This window comes from Mesorhizobium sp. M7A.F.Ca.US.002.01.1.1, from assembly GCF_004022955.1.
Classification (GTDB): Bacteria; Pseudomonadota; Alphaproteobacteria; order Rhizobiales; family Rhizobiaceae; genus Mesorhizobium; species Mesorhizobium ciceri.
Window position 1 is genome coordinate 1 of the sequence record NZ_RZQE01000023.1, and the last position, 23,540, is coordinate 23,540.

Annotated in this window: 20 protein-coding genes and 3 pseudogenes; 15 read left to right on the forward strand and 8 right to left on the reverse strand. The window is 59.2% G+C overall.

All coding sequences use genetic code 11. The features are described 5' to 3' along the window. The first annotated feature begins 3 nt into the window (after positions 1–3). The 13 genes and pseudogenes from nifS to EN932_RS04935 all read left to right on the forward strand — a co-directional run bounded on the left by nifS (position 4) and on the right by EN932_RS04935 (position 10,837). Positions 4–1,215 carry a cysteine desulfurase NifS gene (gene nifS, locus EN932_RS04870; RefSeq protein WP_063169388.1) on the forward strand — a complete coding sequence of 404 codons (1,212 nt, stop codon included), beginning with the start codon at positions 4–6 and terminating at the stop codon, positions 1,213–1,215. A gap of 179 nt (positions 1,216–1,394) precedes the next feature. Beyond that, positions 1,395–1,772, forward strand: coding sequence for a nitrogenase stabilizing/protective protein NifW (gene nifW / locus EN932_RS04875; protein WP_063169389.1), 378 nt, complete (start codon positions 1,395–1,397; stop codon positions 1,770–1,772). A gap of 188 nt (positions 1,773–1,960) precedes the next feature. Continuing rightward, positions 1,961–2,812 (forward strand): electron transfer flavoprotein subunit beta/FixA family protein, encoded by an 852-nt coding sequence (locus tag EN932_RS04880; RefSeq protein WP_063169390.1) that lies wholly within the window; start codon positions 1,961–1,963, stop codon positions 2,810–2,812. A gap of 16 nt (positions 2,813–2,828) precedes the next feature. Continuing rightward, positions 2,829–3,938 carry an electron transfer flavoprotein subunit alpha/FixB family protein gene (locus EN932_RS04885; RefSeq protein WP_024505237.1) on the forward strand — a complete coding sequence of 370 codons (1,110 nt, stop codon included), beginning with the start codon at positions 2,829–2,831 and terminating at the stop codon, positions 3,936–3,938. Positions 3,939–3,948: 10 nt separating this feature from the next. Continuing rightward, complete coding sequence (locus tag EN932_RS04890; protein WP_063169391.1) at positions 3,949–5,253, forward strand: FAD-binding protein; 1,305 nt, start codon at positions 3,949–3,951, stop codon at positions 5,251–5,253. Between the two features lie 12 nt (positions 5,254–5,265). Continuing rightward, positions 5,266–5,565, forward strand: a complete 300-nt coding sequence (locus tag EN932_RS04895) for a ferredoxin family protein (RefSeq protein ID WP_024505235.1) — start codon at positions 5,266–5,268, stop codon at positions 5,563–5,565. A 255-nt stretch (positions 5,566–5,820) separates the two neighbouring features. Beyond that, entirely contained in the window at positions 5,821–6,537 is a 717-nt protein-coding gene (locus tag EN932_RS04900) for an alpha/beta fold hydrolase (protein WP_063169392.1), read from the forward strand. 691 nt (positions 6,538–7,228) lie between these two features. Then, positions 7,229–7,315 (forward strand): annotated as a pseudogene (locus EN932_RS04910) (helix-turn-helix domain-containing protein); the annotation flags it as partial. A 273-nt stretch (positions 7,316–7,588) separates the two neighbouring features. Continuing rightward, positions 7,589–9,070, forward strand: coding sequence for a nitrogenase cofactor biosynthesis protein NifB (nifB, locus tag EN932_RS04915; RefSeq protein ID WP_063169393.1), 1,482 nt, complete (start codon positions 7,589–7,591; stop codon positions 9,068–9,070). A gap of 29 nt (positions 9,071–9,099) precedes the next feature. Further along, complete coding sequence (locus EN932_RS04920) at positions 9,100–9,294, forward strand: 4Fe-4S binding protein (protein ID WP_024505232.1); 195 nt, start codon at positions 9,100–9,102, stop codon at positions 9,292–9,294. An 85-nt stretch (positions 9,295–9,379) separates the two neighbouring features. Beyond that, positions 9,380–9,700 (forward strand): nitrogen fixation protein NifZ, encoded by a 321-nt coding sequence (locus EN932_RS04925; RefSeq protein ID WP_024505231.1) that lies wholly within the window; start codon positions 9,380–9,382, stop codon positions 9,698–9,700. After that, entirely contained in the window at positions 9,697–9,909 is a 213-nt protein-coding gene (gene nifT, locus EN932_RS04930; protein ID WP_024505230.1) for a putative nitrogen fixation protein NifT, read from the forward strand. Before EN932_RS04925 ends, nifT begins: the two co-directional genes overlap by 4 nt. Positions 9,910–9,943: 34 nt before the next feature. Beyond that, complete coding sequence (locus tag EN932_RS04935) at positions 9,944–10,837, forward strand: SIR2 family protein (RefSeq protein ID WP_024505229.1); 894 nt, start codon at positions 9,944–9,946, stop codon at positions 10,835–10,837. Positions 10,838–11,144: 307 nt separating this feature from the next. Here the strand turns inward: EN932_RS04935 and EN932_RS04940 are convergent, their stop codons facing one another. Further along, positions 11,145–11,711 (reverse strand): sugar O-acetyltransferase, encoded by a 567-nt coding sequence (locus EN932_RS04940; RefSeq protein ID WP_024505228.1) that lies wholly within the window; start codon positions 11,709–11,711, stop codon positions 11,145–11,147. 464 nt (positions 11,712–12,175) lie between these two features. Beyond that, a pseudogene (gene nifA / locus EN932_RS04945) lies at positions 12,176–13,219 on the reverse strand (nif-specific transcriptional activator NifA); the annotation flags it as partial. Positions 13,220–13,281: 62 nt separating this feature from the next. On the opposite strand from nifA, the gene EN932_RS04950 reads away from it, so the two are divergent. Beyond that, positions 13,282–13,734, forward strand: a complete 453-nt coding sequence (locus EN932_RS04950) for a hypothetical protein (protein WP_127262932.1) — start codon at positions 13,282–13,284, stop codon at positions 13,732–13,734. Positions 13,735–13,991: 257 nt separating this feature from the next. Here EN932_RS04950 and EN932_RS04955 read toward each other — a convergent pair whose 3' ends face one another. From EN932_RS04955 to EN932_RS04965, 3 genes and pseudogenes are all read right to left on the reverse strand, one after another. Continuing rightward, positions 13,992–15,200, reverse strand: coding sequence for a beta-ketoacyl-[acyl-carrier-protein] synthase family protein (locus EN932_RS04955; RefSeq protein WP_063169394.1), 1,209 nt, complete (start codon positions 15,198–15,200; stop codon positions 13,992–13,994). Next, a complete protein-coding gene (locus EN932_RS04960; RefSeq protein WP_029356603.1) occupies positions 15,201–15,482 on the reverse strand; it encodes an acyl carrier protein in 282 nt (93 codons plus the stop codon). Positions 15,483–16,700: 1,218 nt separating this feature from the next. Further along, a pseudogene (locus EN932_RS04965) lies at positions 16,701–17,924 on the reverse strand (IS110 family transposase). Positions 17,925–18,625: 701 nt separating this feature from the next. Here EN932_RS04965 and EN932_RS04970 point away from each other — a divergent pair. Continuing rightward, positions 18,626–19,543, forward strand: coding sequence for a LysR family transcriptional regulator (locus tag EN932_RS04970; RefSeq protein ID WP_063170390.1), 918 nt, complete (start codon positions 18,626–18,628; stop codon positions 19,541–19,543). 48 nt (positions 19,544–19,591) lie between these two features. On the opposite strand, the gene EN932_RS04975 is transcribed toward EN932_RS04970, so the two are convergent. The 3 genes from EN932_RS04975 to EN932_RS04985 all read right to left on the reverse strand — a co-directional run bounded on the left by EN932_RS04975 (position 19,592) and on the right by EN932_RS04985 (position 23,180). Next, positions 19,592–20,395: a TIM barrel protein gene (locus tag EN932_RS04975; protein ID WP_063169395.1), complete on the reverse strand. Its 804-nt coding sequence runs from the start codon at positions 20,393–20,395 to the stop codon at positions 19,592–19,594. Between the two features lie 164 nt (positions 20,396–20,559). Further along, entirely contained in the window at positions 20,560–21,621 is a 1,062-nt protein-coding gene (locus EN932_RS04980) for a LacI family DNA-binding transcriptional regulator (RefSeq protein ID WP_051695606.1), read from the reverse strand. A 275-nt stretch (positions 21,622–21,896) separates the two neighbouring features. Beyond that, positions 21,897–23,180: a dicarboxylate/amino acid:cation symporter gene (locus tag EN932_RS04985; RefSeq protein ID WP_210326678.1), complete on the reverse strand. Its 1,284-nt coding sequence runs from the start codon at positions 23,178–23,180 to the stop codon at positions 21,897–21,899. Positions 23,181–23,540: the final 360 nt, after the last annotated feature.

Consider the following 23,540-nt stretch of genomic DNA (forward strand, 5'->3'; position numbering starts at 1 on the left):
CCCATGAACCCTGTCTATCTCGACAACAACGCAACGACGCGGGTTGATCCTGCAGTCGTTGGAGCGATGTTGCCTTTCTTTACGGAGCAATTTGGCAATCATTCGTCCATGCACGCCTATGGCGCATCGGTTGCTGAAGCCGTGAGAAAGGCGAGGCAACAGTTGCAAGCCCTCATCGGCGCGGGATTCGAGGACGAGATCATCTTCACCTCGGGCGGGACTGAAAGCGACAGTACAGCCATCCTTTCGGCGCTGGAGGTGATGCCCGACCGAACGGAAATAGTGACTTCCGCGGTTGAACATCCGGCCGTTCTGAAGTTGTGCGCGCACCTTGAGAAGACGCGCGGCGTCAAGGTGCACATTATCCCAGTCGATCACTACGGCCGGCTCGACCTGGACGCCTACAGAACCGCCCTCACCCCACAAGTGGCAATCGTCTCGATAATGTGGGCGAACAATGAGACCGGTACGATCTTTCCCGTGGTTAAGCTTGCCGATCTAGCCAGGGAAGTCGGCGCGCTTTTCCACACTGATGCAGTGCAGGCGGTCGGAAGGCTTCCGATTGAGCTGAAATCGACCGCGATCGACATGCTGTCGCTCTCCGCCCACAAGCTGCATGGTCCAAAGGGGATAGGCGCGCTTTATGTAAGACGTGGCGTGCGCTTCTCCTCCATGATCAAGGGTGGGCACCAAGAGCGCGACCGGCGTGCAGGCACTGAAAACACACCCGGCATAGTCGGACTGGGCATGGCGGCCGAACTCGCCTTGAAATTCATGGACGAGACAAAACGAATAAAATGGTTGCGCGACCGCCTTGAGAACGGGATCATCCAGCGCATCCCAAACACATCCATCAACGGCGATCCGCAAGAGCGATTGCCAAACACTGCAAACATTGGATTCGAAGGTATCGAAGGCGATGCAATTCCAATTGTCCTGAGCCGGCTGGGAATCGCCTGTTCCGCCGGGTCCGCCTGTGCCTCTGGCTCACTGGAACCGAGCCATGTTCTGATCGCTATGAACGCGGCATGTGGGGCAGTCCGCTTCTCCTTGTCGCGTGACAACGGCGAAGATGACGTAGACCGCGTGCTTGAGGTCCTGCCTGCGATCACCGAGAAGCTACGGGCCGTTCCCAGTGCTGGACTGTGCGGGCGAGGTGCAGAACAGCTTCATTCCGGCCCGGGTCCGAGCGGCACAATAGCCGACGAGCCGTGAGGTCTTCCTCAACGTGACGACCCTGCGCAAGGAGAGCAGTTAAACTCGGGGTCGCCTTCACCACTTCAGAAAAGCTTGAGATCGCCAAGTCTCTTGCCCAGCCGCCGTGCCAGAGGTCGGCACGCCGTCAGCAATGTCACCAATGCATCGACACCACAATTTCGCGCCGGGAGAATACAATGAACTGCTCCGCTGATAGCCGCCCGATCGATCGCACCGATATCCTAGCGCGACTGAAGGGCCTGTCGGCCGCGGAGGACTTCTTCGCCTGCCTTGACGTCTCCTACGACCCGAAAGTGATGAATGTCTCGCGGCTCCATATCATGAAGCGCGTGGGCCAATACCTTGCCGAAGAAGATTTCTCCGGTCTGCCTAACCAGGTAATCGCCGCGCGGGTGCGCGCCAAGCTGGAACGCGCCTACGAAGATTTCGCGACTTCCTCGCCGCTCACGCAACGTGTGTTCAAGGTGCTAAGGGACCACGATCCAAACATATGTCCCGCACCTGGCCGCGCCTTCGTCCCGCTCGACTCTGCACTGAAGCGGTTCGGAAAGTAATGAGCCCGACACGGCTGCGACGCGACAATGTCGAGAAGTCGACAAATCCAGTCCTCATGACGCCTCCTCGGAAGCAAACGAAGCCACCTTCTGGAATAGAGGCAGGAAGACGACTTGGCATGAACGATGCAGGCAATGAGGTGAACCGCCAAGCACGAATCCGGACTGGGAGCTTAGAGAAACCGCCAATGCATATCGTAGTCTGCATCAAGCAGGTGCCGGATTCGGCACAGATCCGCGTGCACCCGGTGACGAACACGATCATGCGTCAGGGTGTTCCGACCATCATCAATCCTTACGACCTGTTCGCCCTCGAAGAAGCGCTCAAACTGCGCGACGTTCATGGTGGCGAGGTTACTGTGCTCACAATGGGTCCGCCCATGGCGGAGGACTCGCTGCGAAAGGCGCTCGGTTACGGTGCTGACCGAGCAGTTCTCTTGACGGACCGCTATTTTGCCGGATCCGATACGCTGGCGACTTCCTTTGCTCTTTCGCAAGCAATCGCAAAAATTGGGGAGACTTTCGGCAGGCCGGACATCGTCTTCACCGGCAAGCAGACGATTGACGGCGATACCGCCCAGGTCGGACCGGGCATAGCCAAGCGCCTAGATTTATCGCAACTTACCTATGTCGCGAAGATTGCCTCCATCGATCTCGATACGCGAGAGATCGAAGTCGCTCGTCGCGCCGAAGGCGGCACCCAGTTGCTGAAGAGCAGACTCCCTTGCCTCATTACCATGCTGGAAGACACCAACGAAATCCGCCGGGGCTCGCTCCAGCAGGCTCTGTGCGCGGCGCGCAGCCAAGTCGTGAAGTGGACTGCAGCCGACGCCGGCATTGACGATCTCACCCGGTGCGGTCTGCGTGGCTCGCCTACAGTCGTCAAGCGTGTTTTCGCCCCCACCGCACGGGCAGAAAGGGCGGCGCAGATCGACACCGCGGAAAGGGGCTTGCAGGACATAGCCGATGAACTCATCGCCGATATCTTAACCCGCCGGCCGGCGCTGGAACATGAGCTGGCCTTCAACAGCGGCACGTGACGGCCAGGAGCAGAAAATGTCGACCGCAAGCCAAACTACCCCTCGCATTGCCCCCGGCCGTGCCGGTGTAAAGAAAGAACTTCCCGACCGTTTCAAAGACTACCGGCACGTGTGGGTCTTCCTCGAGCTCGAACGCGGCAATGTGCATCCTGTATCATTCGAACTGCTGGGCGAAGGCCGCAAATTAGCCGACAAGCTTGAAGTCCAGCTCGCGGGCGTCGTGCTGGGACCGCCGGGCGAGATGGTCGAGGACGCTGTTGCCGAGGCCTTCGCTTACGGGGCGGATCTTGTCTACATCGTCGATGCGCCGCCGCTCGCCGACTACCGGAACGAGCCGTTCGCCAAGGCGCTCACGGATCTGGTCAATACCCATAAACCCGAAATCCTCCTTCTCGGCGCGACCACACTGGGCAGGGATCTTGCAGGCTCGGTAGCGACGACCCTGCAGACGGGGCTCACGGCCGACTGCACCGAACTTGATGTAGATTCCGACGGTTCACTCGCCGCGACCCGTCCGACTTTTGGTGGCTCATTGTTGTGTACGATCTATACACTAAATTACCGGCCGCAAATGGCGACGGTGCGACCAAGGGTCATGCCTATGCCGCAACGGGTGGATAAGCCGGTCGGGCGTGTCATGCGGCACAAGCTGTCGCTCGTTGAGGACGATATCGTCACCAAAGTCCTCGGCTTCCTACCGGATAACCAGTCGGCAATGGCAAATCTTGCCTATGCGGATGTCGTGGTTGCGGGAGGCCTCGGTCTCGGAGCGGCGGAGAACCTTCAGCTTGTGAAGAATCTTGCCCGAGCGATCGGCGCCGAGCATGGCTGTTCGCGCCCCTTGGTCCAGAAGGGCTGGATGCCGGCTGATCGACAGATTGGACAAACTGGCAAGACCATTCGACCGAAGCTTTACATCGCGGCCGGAATTTCCGGCGCCATCCAGCACCGAGTTGGGGTCGAGGGGGCCGATCTCATCGTCGCGATCAACACCGATCCGAACGCGCCGATTTTCGAGTTCGCCCACCTCGGGATCGTCACGGATGCAATCCGCTTCCTGCCCGCACTGACGGAAGCCTTCACCCGGCGGCTGTCGCCGCACAGTCGAGACAAGCTTGCGAGTTGAGGGAGAGGACATGATTGAACAATTCGATGCCATTGTGGTCGGAGCCGGCATGTCTGGAAACGCAGCTGCTTACACTTTGGCAAGCCAGGGGCTGAAGGTCCTGCAGTTGGAGCGCGGGGAATATCCGGGCTCTAAGAACGTCCAGGGTGCCATAATGTACGCGAACATGCTGGAGAAGATCATCCCGGACTTCCGGGATGATGCGCCCCTCGAGCGGCACCTGGTCGAACAGCGACTTTGGGTGATGGACGACACGTCTCACACCGGAATTCATTACCGGTCGGACGACTTCAATGAGGCGAAACCCAACCGCTACACGATCATCCGCGCCCAGTTCGACAAATGGTTTTCCCGCAAGGTGCGCGAGGCTGGCGCGACGGTCCTGTGTGAGACGACCGCGACGGAACTCGTCCGTGATGGCAATGGCAAGGTGATCGGCGTCCGCACAGACCGGGCTGGCGGAGTGGTCTTCGCGAATGTGGTCGTTCTCGCAGAAGGGGTGTCGGGATTGCTTGGCACTCGCGCAGGCCTGCGCGAGATGCCGAAGCCGGAGACCGTGGCGATTGCCGTCAAGGAAATGCATTTCTTGCCCGAAGAGGTCATTGGCCAGCGGTTCGGGGTGAAGGGCGATGAAGGCTGCGTAATCGAGGCCGTGGGCACGATCTCTCGCAGCATGGCCGGGCTCGGCTTCCTTTACACCAATAAGGAGTCGATTTCACTCGGCATCGGCTGCCTGGTCTCGGATTTCGCCGCGACGATGGAGAGCCCGTCCGCCCTCCTGGATGCGATGAAAAACCATCCTTCGATCCGGCCGCTGATCGCTGGCTCGGAGGTGAAAGAATATGCCGCCCATCTTATCCCCGAAGGTGGTTACAGGGCCATTCCGCAGCTATTCGGCGACGGTTGGGTCATCGTCGGCGACGCAGCGCAACTGAACAATGCCATTCACCGTGAGGGTTCGAACCTTGCCATGACCTCGGGTCGTGTCGCGGCTGAGGCGATCATCAAAGTCAAAAGCCGCAACGGTCCTATGACCAAAGCGAACCTTGCGCTCTACAAGACGATGCTGGATGACTCCTTTGTGATCAAGGATCTTAAGAAATACAAGGACATGCCAGCCTTACTCCACACCAATTCCAGCAACTTTTTTGACAGCTATCCGCGGTTGATGTCGCATGCCGCTCAGACCTTCATGCGTGTCGACGGCACGCCGAAGATCGAGAAGGAAAAGAACACCACGGCCGCCTTCATCAACGCGCGCTCGCGCTGGGGGTTGGTCAGCGACGCGGTCCGCCTGGCATTGGCATGGCGCTGAAGAGGGTACAAGATGACGATCGCAGTGACGAAGGTTCGTGTCGAGGACAAACTTTACCAGAACCGCTATCTGGTCGATTCCGGCCGCCCCCATATCATAGTGCGACCGCACGACAAGCCAAGCGCGAACTTGCTTGCGTTGACCTACGTCTGTCCGGCGAAATGCTATGAGTTGAATGACAAGGGTCAAGTCGAGATCACCGCCGACGGCTGCATGGAATGCGGCACCTGCCGGATATTGTGCGAGAAAGGCGGCGACATCGAGTGGAACTATCCGCGCGGCGGCTTTGGTGTCCTGTTCAAGTTCGGATGATCAGCCGGTGCCAAGAGCATGCCGGCAGCGAGCAACTGCGGCACACCATGAGCCTCTCCATCCACTTGCAAAGAGCTAGTGAATATTGGGTTTCGCAATTCAAGTTTCCTCGACTTGGTAGGGGTATCCTCAGGCCACGGGGCGCCTGTGCCGGACTTACCACCGGTAACGTGGTCGAGCCCCTTTGGACAATGTCCGGCCATCGTGCCGGATGGCAGCCACAACGGCCGGTGAGCAAATGGAACGGCACAATCCATGATAAAGACGTATGTGCTAGTGCATGGTGCCTGGCATGGCGGATGGTGTTGGCGGGACGTCGCCGCCAATCTTCGCAAGATGGGATGCCACGTGACCACGCCTACCCAGACAGGTGTCGGCGAACGCGCACGTTTGCTGTGCAAGGACATCACGCCCGACACATTCGTGACCGACATCGTCAACCACATTGTAACGGAAGAGCTGAGCGATGTGATCCTTGTCGGTCACAGTCTAGGCGGCATCAGCATCACCGGCGCCGCCGACCGGATACCCGACCATATCAGCCATCTCGTTTATCTCGACGGCGCCATCGTCGAGAGCGGTCAAAGTGTATTCAGCACCATGCCCCCCGACATCGTCGCCGCCCGTCGAAAATTGGTTGCGGAGGAAGGACGGGGTATCTTCATGCCGACTCCGCCGCCAACAGCATTCGGCACTCCCGAGGGACACTCGCTCACGGACTGGGTGCGGCGCCGGATAACACCGCATCCGGCAGGCACCTACGAAAGCGGACTTAAGCTCGAGCACCCGCTCGGCAACGGCAGACCCCGAACCTATGTCGTCTGCACTAATCCACTCCACCCGCCGATGGCGGGAGCGCGAGAATGGGTCGCGAAGCAGGATGGCTGGGCGTGGCAGGAACTCGCCACTGGCCACGACGCAATGATCCTCGCGCCGACGGAAGTTGCTCTCCTTCTTAGCGCTGTCGGCTGAGGAACCAAGTAGGGGGAGCGGCGGCCGATTCTCAGGCCGTGGCCTTGAGCTCTGGTGCAAGGATGTAGGCCCAACGGGTCGTTCCGGTGGCGCCACCGAAACCACTAGGCGGGAGTGGCCTGTCCTGCCGACGTCGCAAGCTTGCGAGCGTTCCGCCGCGGCCGCAGCCCGTAGCGCCGGGCAACCTCCGAGATCACCGCGTCGGCTCCAGGGTCTCGGAGATGACTCCGTGCCTTGTCGTCCATCGACCAATGCCGCCGACCAACAGCGCCGTTGATCACCCTCGAAAACGCCGAGGCTGCCGCTCAGGGTCAATCGTAAGTTCAAGTTCAGACACAAGCCGATCTCCGATCCACCTCAGAATCGGCAGGCCCACAGATCGCGGGTCCTCCTGGAAGGACACAGCGCTTACCCTTGAAATATGGAGAACCATGGCTTTGCGCCGTCGGCAGTTGAGCTGATCTCGCAATGCTATTTCCCCGGCAACGTCCGCGAGCCGGAGAACTGCGTGCTTGGCGTTCTCCTCTGGAAGGAACCAATCTTTCGGAACGTGGCAATGTCATCGACGAGCTCTCACGGGCCAGCACGATGCCGGTTCGGCGCATCGGCGCCCGCCTGAACACGAGATGGCCACTTGCGATTCTAACGATACGGCCGGACGGGGGCTGGGACCGCGGCGGACGAAGCGTGACGGCTGATCGACACAATGGAGAAGGCCGGCTGGGTTCAGGCTAATGCGGCTCGAATTCTCGGCCTCAAGCTGCGACAAGTCGGCTAGGCGATACGCCGGCATAGTATCGAGGTGAAGGAACTTCTAAGAGCCTGATGAGCCAATCGTCAGGCCAGTGGTCTTGCGCGCCCTGTGCGCGACAAGGAGTGCTTCGTGCTTCTGAACGGATTTGGACTTGCACTGTCGCAAGCAGGACAAAATTGTGTCGCGCCGGCCTGACACAATGCGATATCGACCCGAATAGTGAACTGAAGCCGCTTTTTTCAGTTGGTATGGCTCTTGCACCTTGAACCGCGACGTTACCAGCAACGGAGCCGTTTGATGTCCTCACCGACAGTTTCGATTGAGGGGCCGACTAGCACGACATCCGAGGGTCTTCTGGCAGCCGCGAAATCCGGTGGCTGCGCATCGTCTTCCTACGGCTCGTCGCCGACCAGCCCGGGCGAAGAGGATCCGGCTATTTGGGAAAGGATCAAGGATCACCCCTGCTTTTCGGAGGAAGCGCATCATTATTTCGCGCGTATGCATGTGGCGGTCGCGCCGGCTTGCAATGTCCAGTGCAACTATTGCAATCGCAAATACGATTGCGCCAACGAGAGCCGGCCTGGTGTTGTGTCTGAGAAGTTGACGCCCGACCAAGCGCTACGCAAGGTCATCGCCGTTGCCAACAAAGTTCCGCAGCTTTCGGTTCTTGGCATCGCTGGGCCGGGGGATGCCTGTTACGATTGGGAGAAAACGAAGGCAACGTTCGACCGCGTCATCAGGGAAATCCCCGACATAAAGCTGTGCGTCTCCACTAATGGGCTCGTGCTGCCGGACCATGTCGCCGAGCTTGCCGAAATGAATGTTGATCACGTGACGATCACCATCAACATGGTCGACCCGGAAGTCGGCGCGAAGATCTATCCATGGATCTTTTATGAAAATCGCCGCTACTTCGGCATCGAAGCCGCTCGAATCTTGCACGCGCGGCAGATGCTGGGCCTGGAGATGCTGAGCGCGCGCGGCATCCTCACCAAAATCAACTCGGTGATGATTCCTGGAGTGAACGACCAGCACCTGTTTGAGGTGAACAAAATGGTCAGGGAGCGGGGCGCGTTTCTGCACAACGTGATGCCTCTGATTTCGGACCCGGCGCACGGTACCCACTACGGACTCATCGGGCAGCGCGGCCCAACGGCAACGGAGATGATGGCTCTTCAGGATCGACTTGAAGGTGGCGCCAAGTTGATGCGCCACTGCCGGCAGTGCCGGGCAGATGCTGTCGGCCTGCTCGGTGAAGATCGTGGCCAGGAATTCACGCTGGACGGTATTCCCGACGATGTCGCCTACGATGCTGGCAAGCGTCAGGCCTATCGGCAGGTGGTCGCACACGAGCGCCGTGATCATGAGGCGGCGAGGAGCGAGGCCATCGGTATGGTCAAGGCAACAGACTCCGAAAAGTCGCTTCTGGTTGCGGTGGCCACTAAGGGAGGTGGACGGGTCAACGAACACTTCGGCCACGCGAAGGAATTCCAGGTTTATGAAGTCTCGCCTAGAGGGATCAGCTTGGTCGGGCATCGGAAGGTCGAGCGGTATTGCCTCGGAGGCGGGGGCGAAGACGCCATCCTCGAGGGCGTCATCGCAGCGCTCGAAGGCATACACATAGTGCTATGCGCCAAGATCGGAAATCGCCCGAAGGAACAACTCTCGCGAGTTGGACTGCGCGTAACCGACGCCTATGGCCATGACTACATCGAGACCGCAGTCAGCGCACTTTACGCGGCAGAGTTTGGGATCAGACCACTAGCGGCGACGGCCTGAGCCGTCTCGTCCGATAACCAGGAGTTAGAATGGCTTTAAAGATCATCGCATCCCAATGTACCCAATGCGGGGCCTGCGAGTTCGAATGTCCTTCGGAAGCGATCAAGTTCAAGGGCGACGCCTATGTGATCGATCCAAACAAGTGCACCGAATGCAAGGAGGCCTTCGATACGCAGCAATGCGTGTCGGTCTGTCCGGTACCGAAAACCTGCGTTCCCGCTTGATTCCTACCGAAACGGTCGGGTTCGCCGCACGACGACGCCTGCAACCCGCGACCACAACAAAAGCCTCGAGAAAGGAATGGACAGCATGTGGTCCAGACGCGAACAGGAGGTCGAAATCGGCAGACCGCCACGGTTCATGCAGGGTGAGCGGGTCCGTGCGATACGCCACATAAAAAACGACGGCACCTATCCCGGCAAGGAGATCGGCGAAAACCTCGTGCGGAAGGGCGACGAAGGCTACGTGCGCGACATTGGAACCTTTCTCCAGCAATTCTTCATCTATGCGGTCGAATGGATCGATCGTGGCACGGTCGTCGGCATGCGAGCGCGCGAACTCATTAGCCTCGACAAAGTCGAGGTTCCCTGCGGAGCTGAAGGCATTTCCAACGGGGGAACAGCCGGATGAAAGTAATGATTCGCAGGACCGCTACTGGCTTGTCGGCTTATGTCCCCAAGAAGGATCTCGAAGAGCCGATCACCGAGATTGAGAACGCTGACTTATGGGGCGGGACCGTGACGCTCAGGAACGGTTGGCGGCTCATGCTGCCCGACCTTCCGCGCGACACGCGTTTGCCGATCACCGTCGAGGCGATGAAGATTTCCGACGGGGCCTGATGCCGGTGGGTTCAGTGGCGGAGAGGAAACGCGTATGAACACGATGCTGAGCTGGGACCATCTCGTCGTCGTCCGGGGCAGTTTTGCCAAAAAACTGATTGACCTGCTGAACGGCGCTCTCAAGGCCGATCGAGTGATCCCCTATCTCGGTCCTGGTCTTCTGCAGCTTAACCCACCGGAATCCCCTGTACCTTGCACCCCTGAAGATGTCGCCGCGGCCCTCAACAAGCGGGCGCCTGCCCCTTCCAGGATTCGCACCAATATGTGGTCGGTCGCGCAGTTTATCGAGCAGCGCCGACATCGTCGGACTCTCCAAGCGTGGATGGCGGAGATATTCGCAGCCCCCGCCGAGCCGACCGTTCTTCACGCCTGGCTCGCAACCCTTCAACTGTCTGTCATCATCGACAGCTGGTACGATGGCGCCATGCGAGCAGCCCTTGCAGAGGCCGGCCAAACAGACGTTGTCGAGATACAAGGAACGACGCGCGCGACCGGAATCGGTAACATCTGGACGAGAACTTACGATTTGTCAGGAACAGAACTCGAGGCCGAACAAGTGGCTAGGACGGTGCTCTATGCGCCGCACGGCAGCGTCAGGCCGGCGGCAAACTTCCTCGTGGCTGATTCCGATTACGTCGAAGTCCTAACCGAAATTGATATCCAGACGCCGATCCCGGACGCGGTGAAGCAACGGCGCGTCAACCGGGGTTTTTTCTTCGTGGGCTGCCGCTTCAACGATCAGATGCTGCGCACATATGCCAGACAGCTGATGAAGCGCTCCACTGGCCCACATTTTGCGGTGATCGATTCGGCTACGCTGACCAGAAACGAACGTCGTTTCCTTGCCGAAGGCGCAATCACGGTCATCGACATGCCGATCCGCAACGCCGCGGCTCGCCTCGTCGGGGTCGATGCTAGCCAGGATTAATGGCCGGCGATTGCTGGTGAGTCGCTGCTTGCCTCCAAGGGCGAAAACTCAGTTGGGAATACATTCGTGAGCAGTAATGCTAGTGGCAGCACAACGTAGGCTCTGAATTCGTTGGGCCATGTGAAAGGGTCCGCTGCTGCGGGACGTGAGCACGTTGCGGCGGCATTACGCACATGATCTTGTGACCCCCGTGGCAAAAGAACTGAAGCGCCCGAGTCGCGACAACATATGCAGCGCTCAATGGCTTCGACAAAAATTCGGCACAGTTTCGACAGTTCGCATGCACCTCCAGGGTCAACGAGGTTGATTATGCCTGTTTATGTGGGTCGGCCACGCGAGCAGGAATTCCCACTACCTTTGCCCCGGCGGGAACATCTCGTGTGACCACGCAGCCAGCGCCTACCACTGCATTATCACCAATCGTGACGCCAGGCAGAATGATTGCTCCACCGCCGATCCAGACACGGCTGCCAATGTGAACAGGACGCCCGACCTGCAGGCCGGCCTGCCGCTGCTCGGCATCATGTGGATGATCGGCGGTATAAATCTGCACAGCAGGCCCAATTGCCGTTCCTTGCCCGATTTTGACCTCTACCACGTCAAGAATAACGCAGTTGAAGTTGATGTAGGCATTGGCTCCAATGCGGATATTGAATCCGTAGTCGCAAAAAAAGGGCGGACGGATGACCGTTCCGCGCCCAACCTCTCCCAGCCGCTCGGACAAAAGCTCATGCCAATGCCCCGTGGTCTGCCCCAGCGTATCATTGTACCGCTTGAGCCAAGCCCCGGTTGCCAACAGGTCAGCTTGGATCTCCGGATCCGCCGCATTGTAAAACTCGCCTGCGAGCATCTTTTCTTTTTGGCTACGCATCATAGTCTCCCGTCAGGTCGTGTCCCGTACAGTGATGCAGGAACGCACATCAAACTGCCTCGGCAACTTTGTAACTCGATCTTGCCGGGCGCGCGGTCGGTCACGAGCCGGGGCGACAGTTTCGTCTCGACCAACTTCCAAGAATTTGGATATCGGAGATCAACCGGTCGCAGGGGCCAATACCTGACGAAGTCGGCAACTGTCCAGCGGTCGAACTCACTTTCATGCCCATCTCAGATTGCGTGATATCGAGCGGTAAGCCATCAGCTAATGTATCGACCAGGTCCCGCCAGAGGATTACTCCTTTTTAGTTTGTCAGTCGCAGAGCCCCAGTACGACTGGTGGTAGAAAGCACACGGCCGGAATCTTGGCAGCGCTGTTCACACCCACTTCGTAAGCCTGGCCGATGGGCTCGGCGCCAGAGCACCAATGCTTGACCTGCTCCAGCTCTTGCTCGGCGGGTTGTTTCAGAGACGCTTGATCTCGATACCGCGTTTTCTCAGCACGTAGCCGATCTGGCGCGGGGTCAAACCGAGCAGGCGCGCCGCCTTTGCCTGCACCCAGCCACACTTTTCCATGGCAGCAATGACCGTATCGGCATCGGGCACCCTACCACGAGTCGTGGCAGGGCCTATCGGCGCTTGCCCGTCGCCGACGGGCGGGGCGGCACAGGCGGCGGAAGGCTCGATCGTAGTCGACTTCTCTGACGTCGGCTGTCCGTTCTTCCACAGCGCCGCGGCCAAGCACTGATCCGCGTAACAGGCAAAGTCAGTTCTGAGGATTGATGGACCCGTCGCCAGAACTGCCGTCCGTTGAACGCAGTTTTCGAGCTCTCGGATGTTACCTGGAAATTCGCAGTTCATTAGCACCTCAATCGCTTCGGGAGCGAAGGTCAGCGTGTGATCATTCTCAGTATTGAAATTCTTGAGAAACTGAGCGGCCAAGAGCGGAATATCACCTCGCCTTTCGCGCAATGCCGGCACGCGTAAAGTGACGACGTTGATGCGATAATAGAGGTCTTGCCGGAACTCCTTGCGTTGAACTGCCGTTTCCAAGTCCCTGTTCGTTGCGGCAATCACGCGAACATCAACTTTAATGGTGTGGTTGCTGCCGACGCGCTCAAACTCCTGCTCCTGCAGGACACGCAGCAGCTTAGCCTGGAACGAACCTGATATTTCGCCAATCTCGTCCAGAAACAATGTGCCTTTGTCGGCAGCCTCAAAGCGCCCCTTGCGCAAACTGCTCGCGTCGGTGAAGGCACCCTTCTCATGACCGAACAAGTCAGATTCCAGAAGCGTCTCGGTGAGCGCCGCGCAATTGACCTTGATGAAGGGCTGCTTGGCGCGAGGCGAGAGCTCGTGAATGGCTTTGGCAACCAGCTCCTTGCCGGTTCCGGATTCACCTCGCAACAGGACCGTAGTCTTCGCCTTGGCCACCTTGACAAGGTGCTCACGCAGCTTGCGCAGCGCCTGACTATCGCCAAGCATCTCCTTGCTGATCTTTTTACGTTCCATTTGGCAGCCCATCCCACTCCGCCACCCGCCGGTAGAACTGCACTGGACGGTGAGCTGTGTTGTATTTCGCCATCATCATTCTCGATCTCACCTTTGTTGCTTCGAAATTTCCGGCGCGCGGACCCCCTCGGCAAATGGCAATGGCGCCTGAGCATCGTTGTCTTTCACCAGGACGAGCGTCTTCTCCTCCGTGCGGGCGCCCGCAATATGCGCGCTTGTTTGCGCAGGCCTTTACTCGACCGGTCGCCGTTCTGTCCGGCTTCTGCCGCACCGCAGCCTGCAAACCCATCCTTGACAAGAAAGGAGGGGAGTCAATCGAGCTCTCCTTGCATTCGTGCAAGGAAAATTGTCAGTTTGATAGAATTCTATCAAAACGGCAGAAACGCCCCGCCCCCAATTTGGCTGTACCTGCGGCGTTCAGCTTACGTGACGACATGTGCGGACTTGTCCCAATTGCCGTCCGAGTTGTGCGGGAAACAGTAGCCGCTGCGCTGTTCGCTTCAACCGCGTGATGCCGCTGACAGTAGAGGCGGCGGCTCGTCGAGCGAGGCTTCATTGTTCGGCTACTAAAGCGGCTGTGCTTTGGTGGGAGTTGGTTTCGCCCAAGTTCTGGGCCTGGGGGCGTCTAGCCCGTTTCGCCGCACAGGCTCCTCCCACATCGTCGAGGCCGAGAAGGAGGGACCCCACAGCCCTCCCTGTATCACAATGCCCCGCCCCTCAAGCAGCTAGATACGACAGGTGACCTCGAATGAGGCGTCTTGCATGGCTTCTACACCTGCCTGAATGCCAGAACTGCGTTCGTACCGCCCATGGCGAAGGCGTTGCTCATGGCGACGCGCACCTTGCGCTCGCGCGGCACATTGGGTGTGATGTCGAGGTCGCAAGCGGGATCTGGCTCGCGATAGTTGGCGGTCGGCGGCACGACGTCCTCTTGGATTGCCATCACGCAGGCGATCATTTCAAGCGCGCTCGCTGCGCCGAGGCAATGCGCGTGCGTGGACTTGGTGGAAGAGATGGACATCGAATAAGCGTGGTTTCCAAACACACGCTTGATCGCCGCCGTTTCAGTCTGATCATTGCTCTTGGTACCGGTGCCGTGCGCGTTGAGATAGTCGACGTCCTCGGCATTCAGCCCGGCATCGGCAAGGCAGGCGCGCATCGCCGACGCTGGCCCCTCGACAGATGGCGCGGCAATGTGGAAGGCATCGGCGGAAAGGCCGACGCCGGCGATCTCGGCAAGAATTGTGGCACCACGCCTCGTGGCATGCTCGTAGCTTTCCAGCACGGCCATGCCCGCACCCTCGCCCAGCACCAGGCCCTTCCTATCGGCGGAGAAGGGCCGGCAGGTATCGGGTGAAAGCACGCGCATTGCTTCCCATGCTTTCAGCACGCCCCATGCGAAGGGTGCGTCGCTGCCTCCGGAAACCATTACGTCGGCCCGGCCCAGCTTGATCTGGTCCACCGCCGAGGCGATCGCATGGTTGGCCGAGGCACATGCGGAGGTCACCCCGAAGACCGGCCCGCGCAAGCCGAGGCTCAAGCTCACCTGGCCGGCGGCGGCGCTTGGCATCGTTTTGGGTACAGCGAGGATGCCAACTCGCCTCGCGCCGTCCAAAAGGAGGGCCCGGTAAGTTTCCTCCATCACATCCCAGCCCAAGCCGCCGACGCCCACTGTCGCGCCGAAGCGATGGGCATTCCCCTCGTCGCAGGAAAGTCCGGCCTGCCGCATGGCTTCGCGCGCTGCAAGCACGGCGAGCAAGCTGAAGCGGGCCATGGAGACGAGCTGCTTGCGATCGATGTCGTGCTGGGGCAGCGCCTTGATCTCAGCGCCGGTCATGCCCTCCAGGTCATGAAGCTCGGAATTGGCGATCGGGCCGATGGCGGAGCGGCCTTCGCGCATCTCTTTCCACATAGAGGCGGCGTCGGTGCCCAGTCCGCACAGGCCGCCCACTCCGGTGATAACGACGCGCCTGTCCATTCAAGCCTCCTTCGCAAGCAAGCCGCGGACGGCTTCCACGACGTCGCCGACATTCTTGAGATTGGACCAGGCATCGGCCGTGTTCATGTCGATCTTGATGCCGTAGGCCTGCTCCACATCCCAGAGGACGTCCGCCAAACCCAGCGAATCGAACCCGAGCGCGTCCAGTTCCGTGGCGATTGTTATCTCGCCGACGAATGACGCAGGCATTCCCTCACCGCTCTCCGACTCGGCGCGTTTCTTGATCAGGGCAATGACGTCCGTTGCGAATTGATCGGCCATTCTGTTTCCTGTCTTTCTTTCCCGCGTTTCGACCTGGACGCGGCTCAGTTCCTGAGGCGCGCCGCGTCGCGAAAGCCATCACGCTTGGGCAACTGACAAAGCCCAATGCTCATAAAGCCGGATCAGGTCCGGCCGGTGTGTGGCGTAGGTGCAGTATGACGATGTGAGCCGCTACACGTGCGCGTCTCCCGGTCTGTCCATAGGCTCGGAAGAAGTCGGACAGTTTGACATGGCCGGTCAGTTGCAACTCCCTTTCCCAGCACTCCACTGCCCGGTAGAGCGCATGAAAAATCTCCTTTCGGGCGGTTTCTTAAGACGCTCGCCACGCCATGAGGCAGTGGGGGCATCGGTGTCCATCAGGTGCTTCTGCCCATGCAGGATTCCAGAACATTGATGAAATCGTTTGTTTCGATGAAAGGCATCCACACTTTGGATGGTTGACCACGCTTTTCAAAGATCGTGAACTACATCTCCTCGTTGTGCTCGACGCACTCCGGACAAGTAACCTCATGGGCGCGGCATGCAGGATTAACCGAGCCCAGCCGGTCATGAGTGCGGCCGGCGCTCGGCTGCTCGATTTATTTGCGCGATAAGCTCGCGACCATGTCCGCGGAGGTATTCAAACTTAACGCTGCGTCCGGGAGCTCTTGCCCTCCAGTTTGCGACGCTCCCCCGCCCATCCAGTGATCGTTTATTTCGTCGGATAGTTTGACCCGGCTCTACCGAATCGCCGCTTCAGGATCATTCTTTCCGATTTCGTCACGCTCGTATTTCTGCCGCGTCCTACACCGATTGGGCGCGAACAAAACTGAGCGCCTTGGAACCCGAACCCGTGCGTCGTGACCGGGAGCATCCGGGGCGAACTCATCCGCTCGGGGGCATCGCATCACCGGACGGCGACAGGCACGGTCGACCGGCATCTCGGCATCGGCTGGGAATTCGTCCATGGTCTGCATTGGCGACGACGCTTCCTGAGGCCACGTAGCCCTTATGCCAAGCTGGGCGCCCGGGTCGAGCGCGTAATGACGACAATTGCTTCGCTGCAGGTCAAACGCTTTCCGGGCCACCTGCAAAGTCTTCACCCGGCCGTACAGCGCCCAAGACCACTGATGTGATCGACAAGAGCCTTTTTGATAAATCTGCGCTATTCTCCTGTCGCGCACGGACGACCGCGTGGCGAAGAGCAGGGTCCGAGATGAGAGCCCTGCCGCGCAGCTTCTATCGTCGCGCCTCGTTTGCGGCATCCGTGCCTACCCTCTTCGGACCTCGTGGGTTCCAACCGGCGACGAGGCGTGCATAGGCGCCCTCGGCCTGCTCCACCCAGCGGCGCTCTTCTTCCCGGTGGCTCTTTATGTTGTAGGCGTGCGCTCCCTTTTGGCCGCGCACAGCCTTGCTCCCGGCCTTGAGTTCCACATCGCGCAAGCTTCTTGGCATGCAGGGAGGGTCGAGCCCACGCGTAACTCTCGCCCTTCTCAACAGATGACAGATCACGACAGAGAGTTTGCGTGCGGTTGCCACGGCCGCGACATGCTGTCCGCGCCGGGCTCGCACGCCGCAGGGAGAAGGCTCGCAACGGTCCGGGAGCACGAGCGGCCGCCCAGGCCGCCTCGACGAGCATGCCGCGCGCATGACCACGGCCCTGCTTGGTGATCCGCCCATGGTAGGCCGGACCTGGCCGGACTGCTGGACGCTTGGGTTCAACCCGAGATAGGTCACGAGCTTCTGCGGATCGTCGAAGCGCGACACGTCGCCGATCGCCGCCCTTCATCGCCAGCGCGACGGTGATGTCGACGCCGGGAATGGTCATCAGCCGCTTCACGCCTTCATCCTCGAGAGCCGAGCGGACAAGATCGCGTTCGATGACCTGGAGGTCTTCGCCCAATCGGTCGAACTCGCGCAGATGCCCATCGATCGCGAGGCGCTCGTCCTGCGGTACGACCTGCTCGATTAACCAGGTCCGACCCTTGGCGCCGCACAGGTCAGCATGCGGGCAGGACGGATCAGGTGGCTATGAAGGATCGACTGGATGACGCTCTTCAATCGAGATCTCTGTCGGACAATCTGATTGCGCCGTGTCACCTGTCGACGCAGAGCCTGCGTCGGCTCGTCCGCAATCCAGACTTCTGGCAAGAAGCCGCTGGCATAGAGCTGCGCAAGAACGTCGGCGTCGATCGTCGTTTTGATCTTGGCATAGGCAACGATAAACACCTGTTTCGGCTTGGCGATCCCCACCTTCTTCACATGCGGCGCAACCACAGCTGCAGCGGACGTCGCGTTGCCGGTGGCCTCGATCACCCCGACATCGTTCGGCGACAGCTTCGCGGCGAACGCCGCCAGCAGATCGCGCCGCATGTCGACGCGGCCGAGTCGCCTGAGCCTGCCCTCCTCCCATGCCACTGCTTCGGCGAAGGCGCGGTGAATATCCAGTCCGATGATAAGCATGCCCGTTCCTCCTTCTTGGCTCGGTCAAAGACGGGAGCTGGCGGGCAACACGACATCTACTGATCCGCGCTCGCAGCGCATCCGGGAAAGTCGCGAGGGGCGGCCATGTAACGAGCTCGGGCTCTCAGCCCACGGTCTATTGACGGCCTGCCTGCACCTTTGTGCTCCCGGTGCCCCACGTCCCGGATGGGCTCACCATAAGGGCGTTCCAAAACAAGAACAGCAGGACGAGAAGGCACCACAGATCACATACCGGATAGCGGCAAGGCCAAGCGCTTCGTTCAGATAGGCTTGCGCCAATGGGCTTAGGCCGAGCCTACAACAGCTCTCAAAAACGCTGCCGGACTGCTGCATTGGCTCGCCGATACAATTGGCACAGGCCTCACGGCAGCTTAGGATCAAACCGCCCATCAGTCGCCTCGGACTGGAAAGGTGCACCCTATTAGGTTCCACGCCTAGCTAGGTCGGGGCCGCCGAAGACGCTGGTTGATAGACCGGCGCCATCGGCCCGGCGTTTCAAACTGCCAATCTCTGACCTGCACAGTACGAACGATTGCTCGCTTCGGCAGATCACGCGGCTCATATGTCGGACCTTAACGTCATCCATCATAAACTTTTTGCGACAAAAGATTGCAAGAATGCTAAATTGTTAAAGTCGTTTGTTTCGGTTAAAGGCATCCATCCCATGGATGGCTGATGACATGCGTTTCAAAGGACTTGATCTAAATCTCCTCGTTGTGCTCGACGCACTCCTGACGGAGCGTAATCTCTCGGCGGCGGCACGCAGGATTAACCTGAGTCAGCCCGCCATGAGTGCGGCCGTCGCCCGACTGCGCGATTATTTCCGCGATGAACTGTTTACGATAAGAGGTCGCGAAAGATTTCTAACCCCGCGTGCGGCAGCATTTGCCCCCGCAGTTCGCGACGCTCTCCAGCACATCCAGTGCTCGATTATTTCTTCGGATCCGTTTGACCCAGCTCGAGCCGATCGCCTCTTCAGGATCATTCTTTCCGATTTCGTCACGCTCGTGTTTTTCGAAAAGCTTGTGGAGCGTATTTCACGGGAAGCCCCCGCCGTCAGCTTCGAACTGCTGCCTGTCGACGATAGCCCCGATGAGCTTCTCCGGCGCGGTGACGTCGATTTTCTAATTCTACCGGATATGTTCACGTCGAGTGTGCATTCAAGCGTTGCGCTGTTTGACGAGAAGCTCGTGTGCGTAGGCTGTCCCACAAACAAGCAGCTGCCACAGCAGCTTACATTCGAGAGATACATGTCGATGAGGCACGTCGCGGTCAGGTTCGGGCGTACGATGAAGCCGTCTATCGAGGAATGGTTTTTGCTTGAGCATGGCCTTAAGAGACGTGTCGAGGTCGCCGTGCAGGGCTTCAGCATGATTCCACCTATGGTGTCCGGCACAGCTCGTATAGCGACCATGCCCTTACGGCTGGTCAGGCATTTCGAAAAAACGTTCCCCCTGCGGGTTATCGAACTTCCGCTGCCATTTCCCACATTCACCGAGACCCTCCAATGGCCGGCCCTCCACAATAGCGATCCGGCAAGCATCTGGATGCGGGAGATAATGATACAGGAGGCATCTCGGATGGCTGCCCCGCTGTGAACCCACGGAAAATTCAGGCGCACCTATAGTCACTACTCCTGTCACCATCTACTTTGACGACAATAGCCCTCGCCGGATAAAGTCGATGCTGGCGGCAAGTGCGCCTGCGAGATCGTCCAGAGAATGGACTTCCTCGACCAGCTCGAATGAGAAAGGTCCCGCGTAGCCGCCATCCAGCAGCGCCTGAATCTGGCTGCCATTGTCGGAACCTGCAAGAAAGCGATCGGGGTAAATCCAGAAGGTCGGGTCGTTTACGCTTGAAATGTGCACCAGGCCGGTAAGCTCGCAGAACAGGCATGTCTCCCCGGCCAGGGTGTGGTGGAACGTGTCGTGCACGAGGCGAAAGACGGACTGGCCATCAACCGCGGCAACGGCCTCGGCCGCTTCCTTCTTTGATCGAAGCGAGCAGGTTCGGAAACCCAGCGGCTCGATGAGACCGATCAGACCCCGCGACTGGAGGATTGGCTTGATCTCGTTTAGAGCGAAACGAAGATTGTCCTGGCGCTCGCTATTGGTGGGCCACGAGCTGCGGTTGGCCGGCACCAACACGAGCGTCTCCGCCCCGCACGCCGTCGCATAATCGGCGAGGTTGCTTGCCTCGGCCTGACGCGTTGGAGTCCAGTCGTTGAACCGCTGCAAGGCGTTGACAGAGATGATCGTGACGCCCGCTTCGGTAGCGGCCAACCGAACGTCCGCAGCCGGAATGCCGCGTGCGACAGGATTGCTGAAATGAGGGTAACGGATTTGGACGTCGGTCAGGCCTTGGTCACGGGCAAGCGCGAAAAGCGCACTGACGTCAAGGCGGGGCGCCGCCATGTGATCGAGTGCAAAGCGGGGCGATACCTGGCGCATTGCTTGACTTTCCTTCCATGAAGCGCGGCTGCCATTTCGGCATCCGGCTTCTTTCAAGACGGAACCACGCCGGTTCACAGATCGGACAGAGACGGCCGAGTCAATCGAGCTTTCCTTTCATCGGTGAAAGGAAAATGGGCGCTCATGATAGAAATCCATCAAGGTCAAATATTTTCCGGAAGATAAATGTCGAACGGCAGAAATGTCTGCCCCGGGCTCTCCGCGACGCCGGCTTTGATGGCCCGCTCCATTGCCATTATCAGCTCCTGGCAAAGTCGGCGCATTGGCGTGCCGACCGCCATCGTCAAGATGTCATCCGCAAGCGCCCCACGTGACTGCGGCGTCATTTCACTCACGATCGCGACGAGATCCTGACCGCTCCCCTCTTCTCGGAGCGCGGAAATTGCCCCCTCTATCCCCCCGCCGGCCATATAGAAGCCGACGAGCTCTGGTTCCCGCTGCATAAGATCCAGCAATTTTTCGTAAGTGAGCTGCCGTTCATCAAGGTTCACGAGCGCATCAAGCACCTCGAATTTTGGCGCGTTCTCACGAAAATACGCACGAAAGGCCGTTTCCCGCGTCGCATGCGCCTGGAAGCGATGGCTTCCGACAAACACCGCCACCTTGCCGGGCCGTTTTGCGGCCTTGGAAAACACCCAAGCGGCAGTCCGTCCGACCTTGCTGTTGTTGAGGCCGATGTAGCCCTCGCGCACGCCATCGGCGAAGTCGGATAGCAGCGAAAATACCGGGATACCTTTCGCCTTGAGCTCCTCGACTGATGCTGTGATTTTCGGGTGATCGGCCGCCACCATGGCGATCGCCTGGCAGCGGCTCCCAAGGTCCTTAAGAAGCGGGAGCAGGTCACGCGGCAAATGTGACTGCGCGAACTCGATGATCGGAAGGCCGTGGAAGGATTTAGCCATACTGACCGACTCTTCGATCTTGCGAGCGAAATCTTGGTAGAAATCGTGGGTAGGTTTTCTCAAGATGAAGCCCAGCTTGTAGTGCGGCAGGTGCTGCTGCAAGCGCTGTTTGATGAGACCGGCAGCATGATAGCCGATCGCGTGCGCGGCCGCATGGACCCGCTGGGCGGTCTCCTCTCGCACCGGAAGGCGGACGTTCAGAACCCGATCGACTGTTGCTACGCTGACTCCGGCTTCGCGGGCGAGATCGGCTATTGTGACGCGCTTTCCCCTAGCGATTCTGATCGGCCGGTCCTCCATCATCCGGTGCGCTCCCGCGACGGCTTGGGGCGGCAAGCTGAAATAGTTCCCCCACCCCGCGGATAGCGCATTCGACGAACAGCGCTCCATGCGCACCCAGATGAGTCTCCGTGAACCGTTCGTTTGCTTAGGGGCTTCATGGTGTTGTATTACTCACTGCGTTAGTACTCTATTTCCAGCGCTCTTTGGAGGCTGGCAATTCGACTGTTGTGTCAAGGCCGCTACTTACACGTCGCGCTGTTGCGATCTTGCTTGCGGGGAGCCAGTTTGATGTAACCCTAACCGCGGAAAGCGGTTTCCATCCGTGACTGGTCCAATTCGCCTTCCCAGCGAGCGACAACGAGCGATGCCACCGCATTACCGACTAAATTCGTCAGCGCGCGGCATTCCGACATGAAGCGGTCCACGCCAAGAATTAGAGCCATTCCGGCAACGGGAACACTCGGCACGACAGAGAGAGTAGCGGCCAATGTGATGAAGCCGGCGCCGGTGACGCCTGCCGCACCCTTCGAGGAAAGCATCGCAATTAGCAGCAGGAGGATCTGATCGGCAATTGACAAATCTGTGTTCGTCGCCTGGGCGATGAAGAGGGCGGCGATCGTCATGTAGATATTGGTACCGTCCAGATTGAATGAGTATCCAGTAGGGATGACGAGACTTACGACCGAACGGGCGGCGCCGGCCTTCTCCATCTTCTCCATTAGCGAGGGCAGCGCGGCCTCCGAGGAGGACGTTGCCAGGACAAGCAGCAGCTCGTCCTTGATGTAGCGGACGAGAGAAAAGATCGAGAAGCCGTTGTAGCGGCAGACCGCGCCGAGAACCCCGAACACGAAGAGGAAGGCGGTAAGATAGAACGTCGCGACCAGTATCGCGAGGTTGGCCACCGAACCGATTCCGTATTTGCCGATCGTAAAGGCCATTGCGCCGAAGGCGCCGATGGGTGCAGCCTTCATCAGAATGCCGACGAGCTTAAAAATGGGGGCGGTAAGCGCCTGGAGAAAGGTAACGACCGGCCTGCTCGTCTCTCCGGTCATCGCCAAAGCAATGCCGAACAGGACCGAGAAGAACAGGACTTGCAGGATGTCGCCTTCCGCGAAGGCACTGGCAATCGTTGACGGGATGATGTTCATCAGGAAGCTGGTCACGGACTGCTCGTGAGCCGTGGCCACATAGCCCTTAACGGCTTGGACATCGAGCGAGGCCGGATCGATGTTGAGGCCGGCGCCAGGTTGAACGATATTCGCGACAATCAGTCCGACAACGAGTGCAAGTGTCGAGAAGGTGAGGAAATAAACCATCGCCTTGGCGGCAACTCGGCCGACCTTCTGCAGATCGCTCATGCCGGCAATGCCGGTCGCAATTGTCAGGAAGATGACAGGTGCGATAATCATCTTGACGACTTTGATGAAGGCATCGCCGAGCGGCTTCAGGCTCTGGCCGGTTTCCGGATAGAGGTAGCCAATTGCGGCTCCCAGGACTATGGCGGCAAGCACCTGCACGTAGGTCCGGGCAAAATGGGGCTTGCGGGGCGCTGCGATCGCGCGGGGGACTCTTGGAACCAACACCGTTTCTCTCTCCCTGACCGGATCGGGGTGGGGGCTCCTCCTTCTCCCATGCTGCGCTCCGGTCGAGCGCTGCTGTCATCTCGGAGCAAGCGCCGTGCCAACTGGAGGCCTGTCCCGTCCAGCGAGATTGGTGCGGGTTGCGCACTGGAACCCTCCACCTTTGCCGGAATTTGCACTCAAGGCTCGCCAAAGATCGCGTCTGAAGAAGTGCTTCGCCAGAGAGGGAATTGACCAGGTCGCCTTGCGGCCGTGTCTTTGATGTCTGCCGCAGATCGACTGCCGGCCGATATCTCTGTCGTCTTGGTGACTTTGGTTTGTCAGTTTTGCGACGGAATGCGCGCAAACTGCAGGATATCC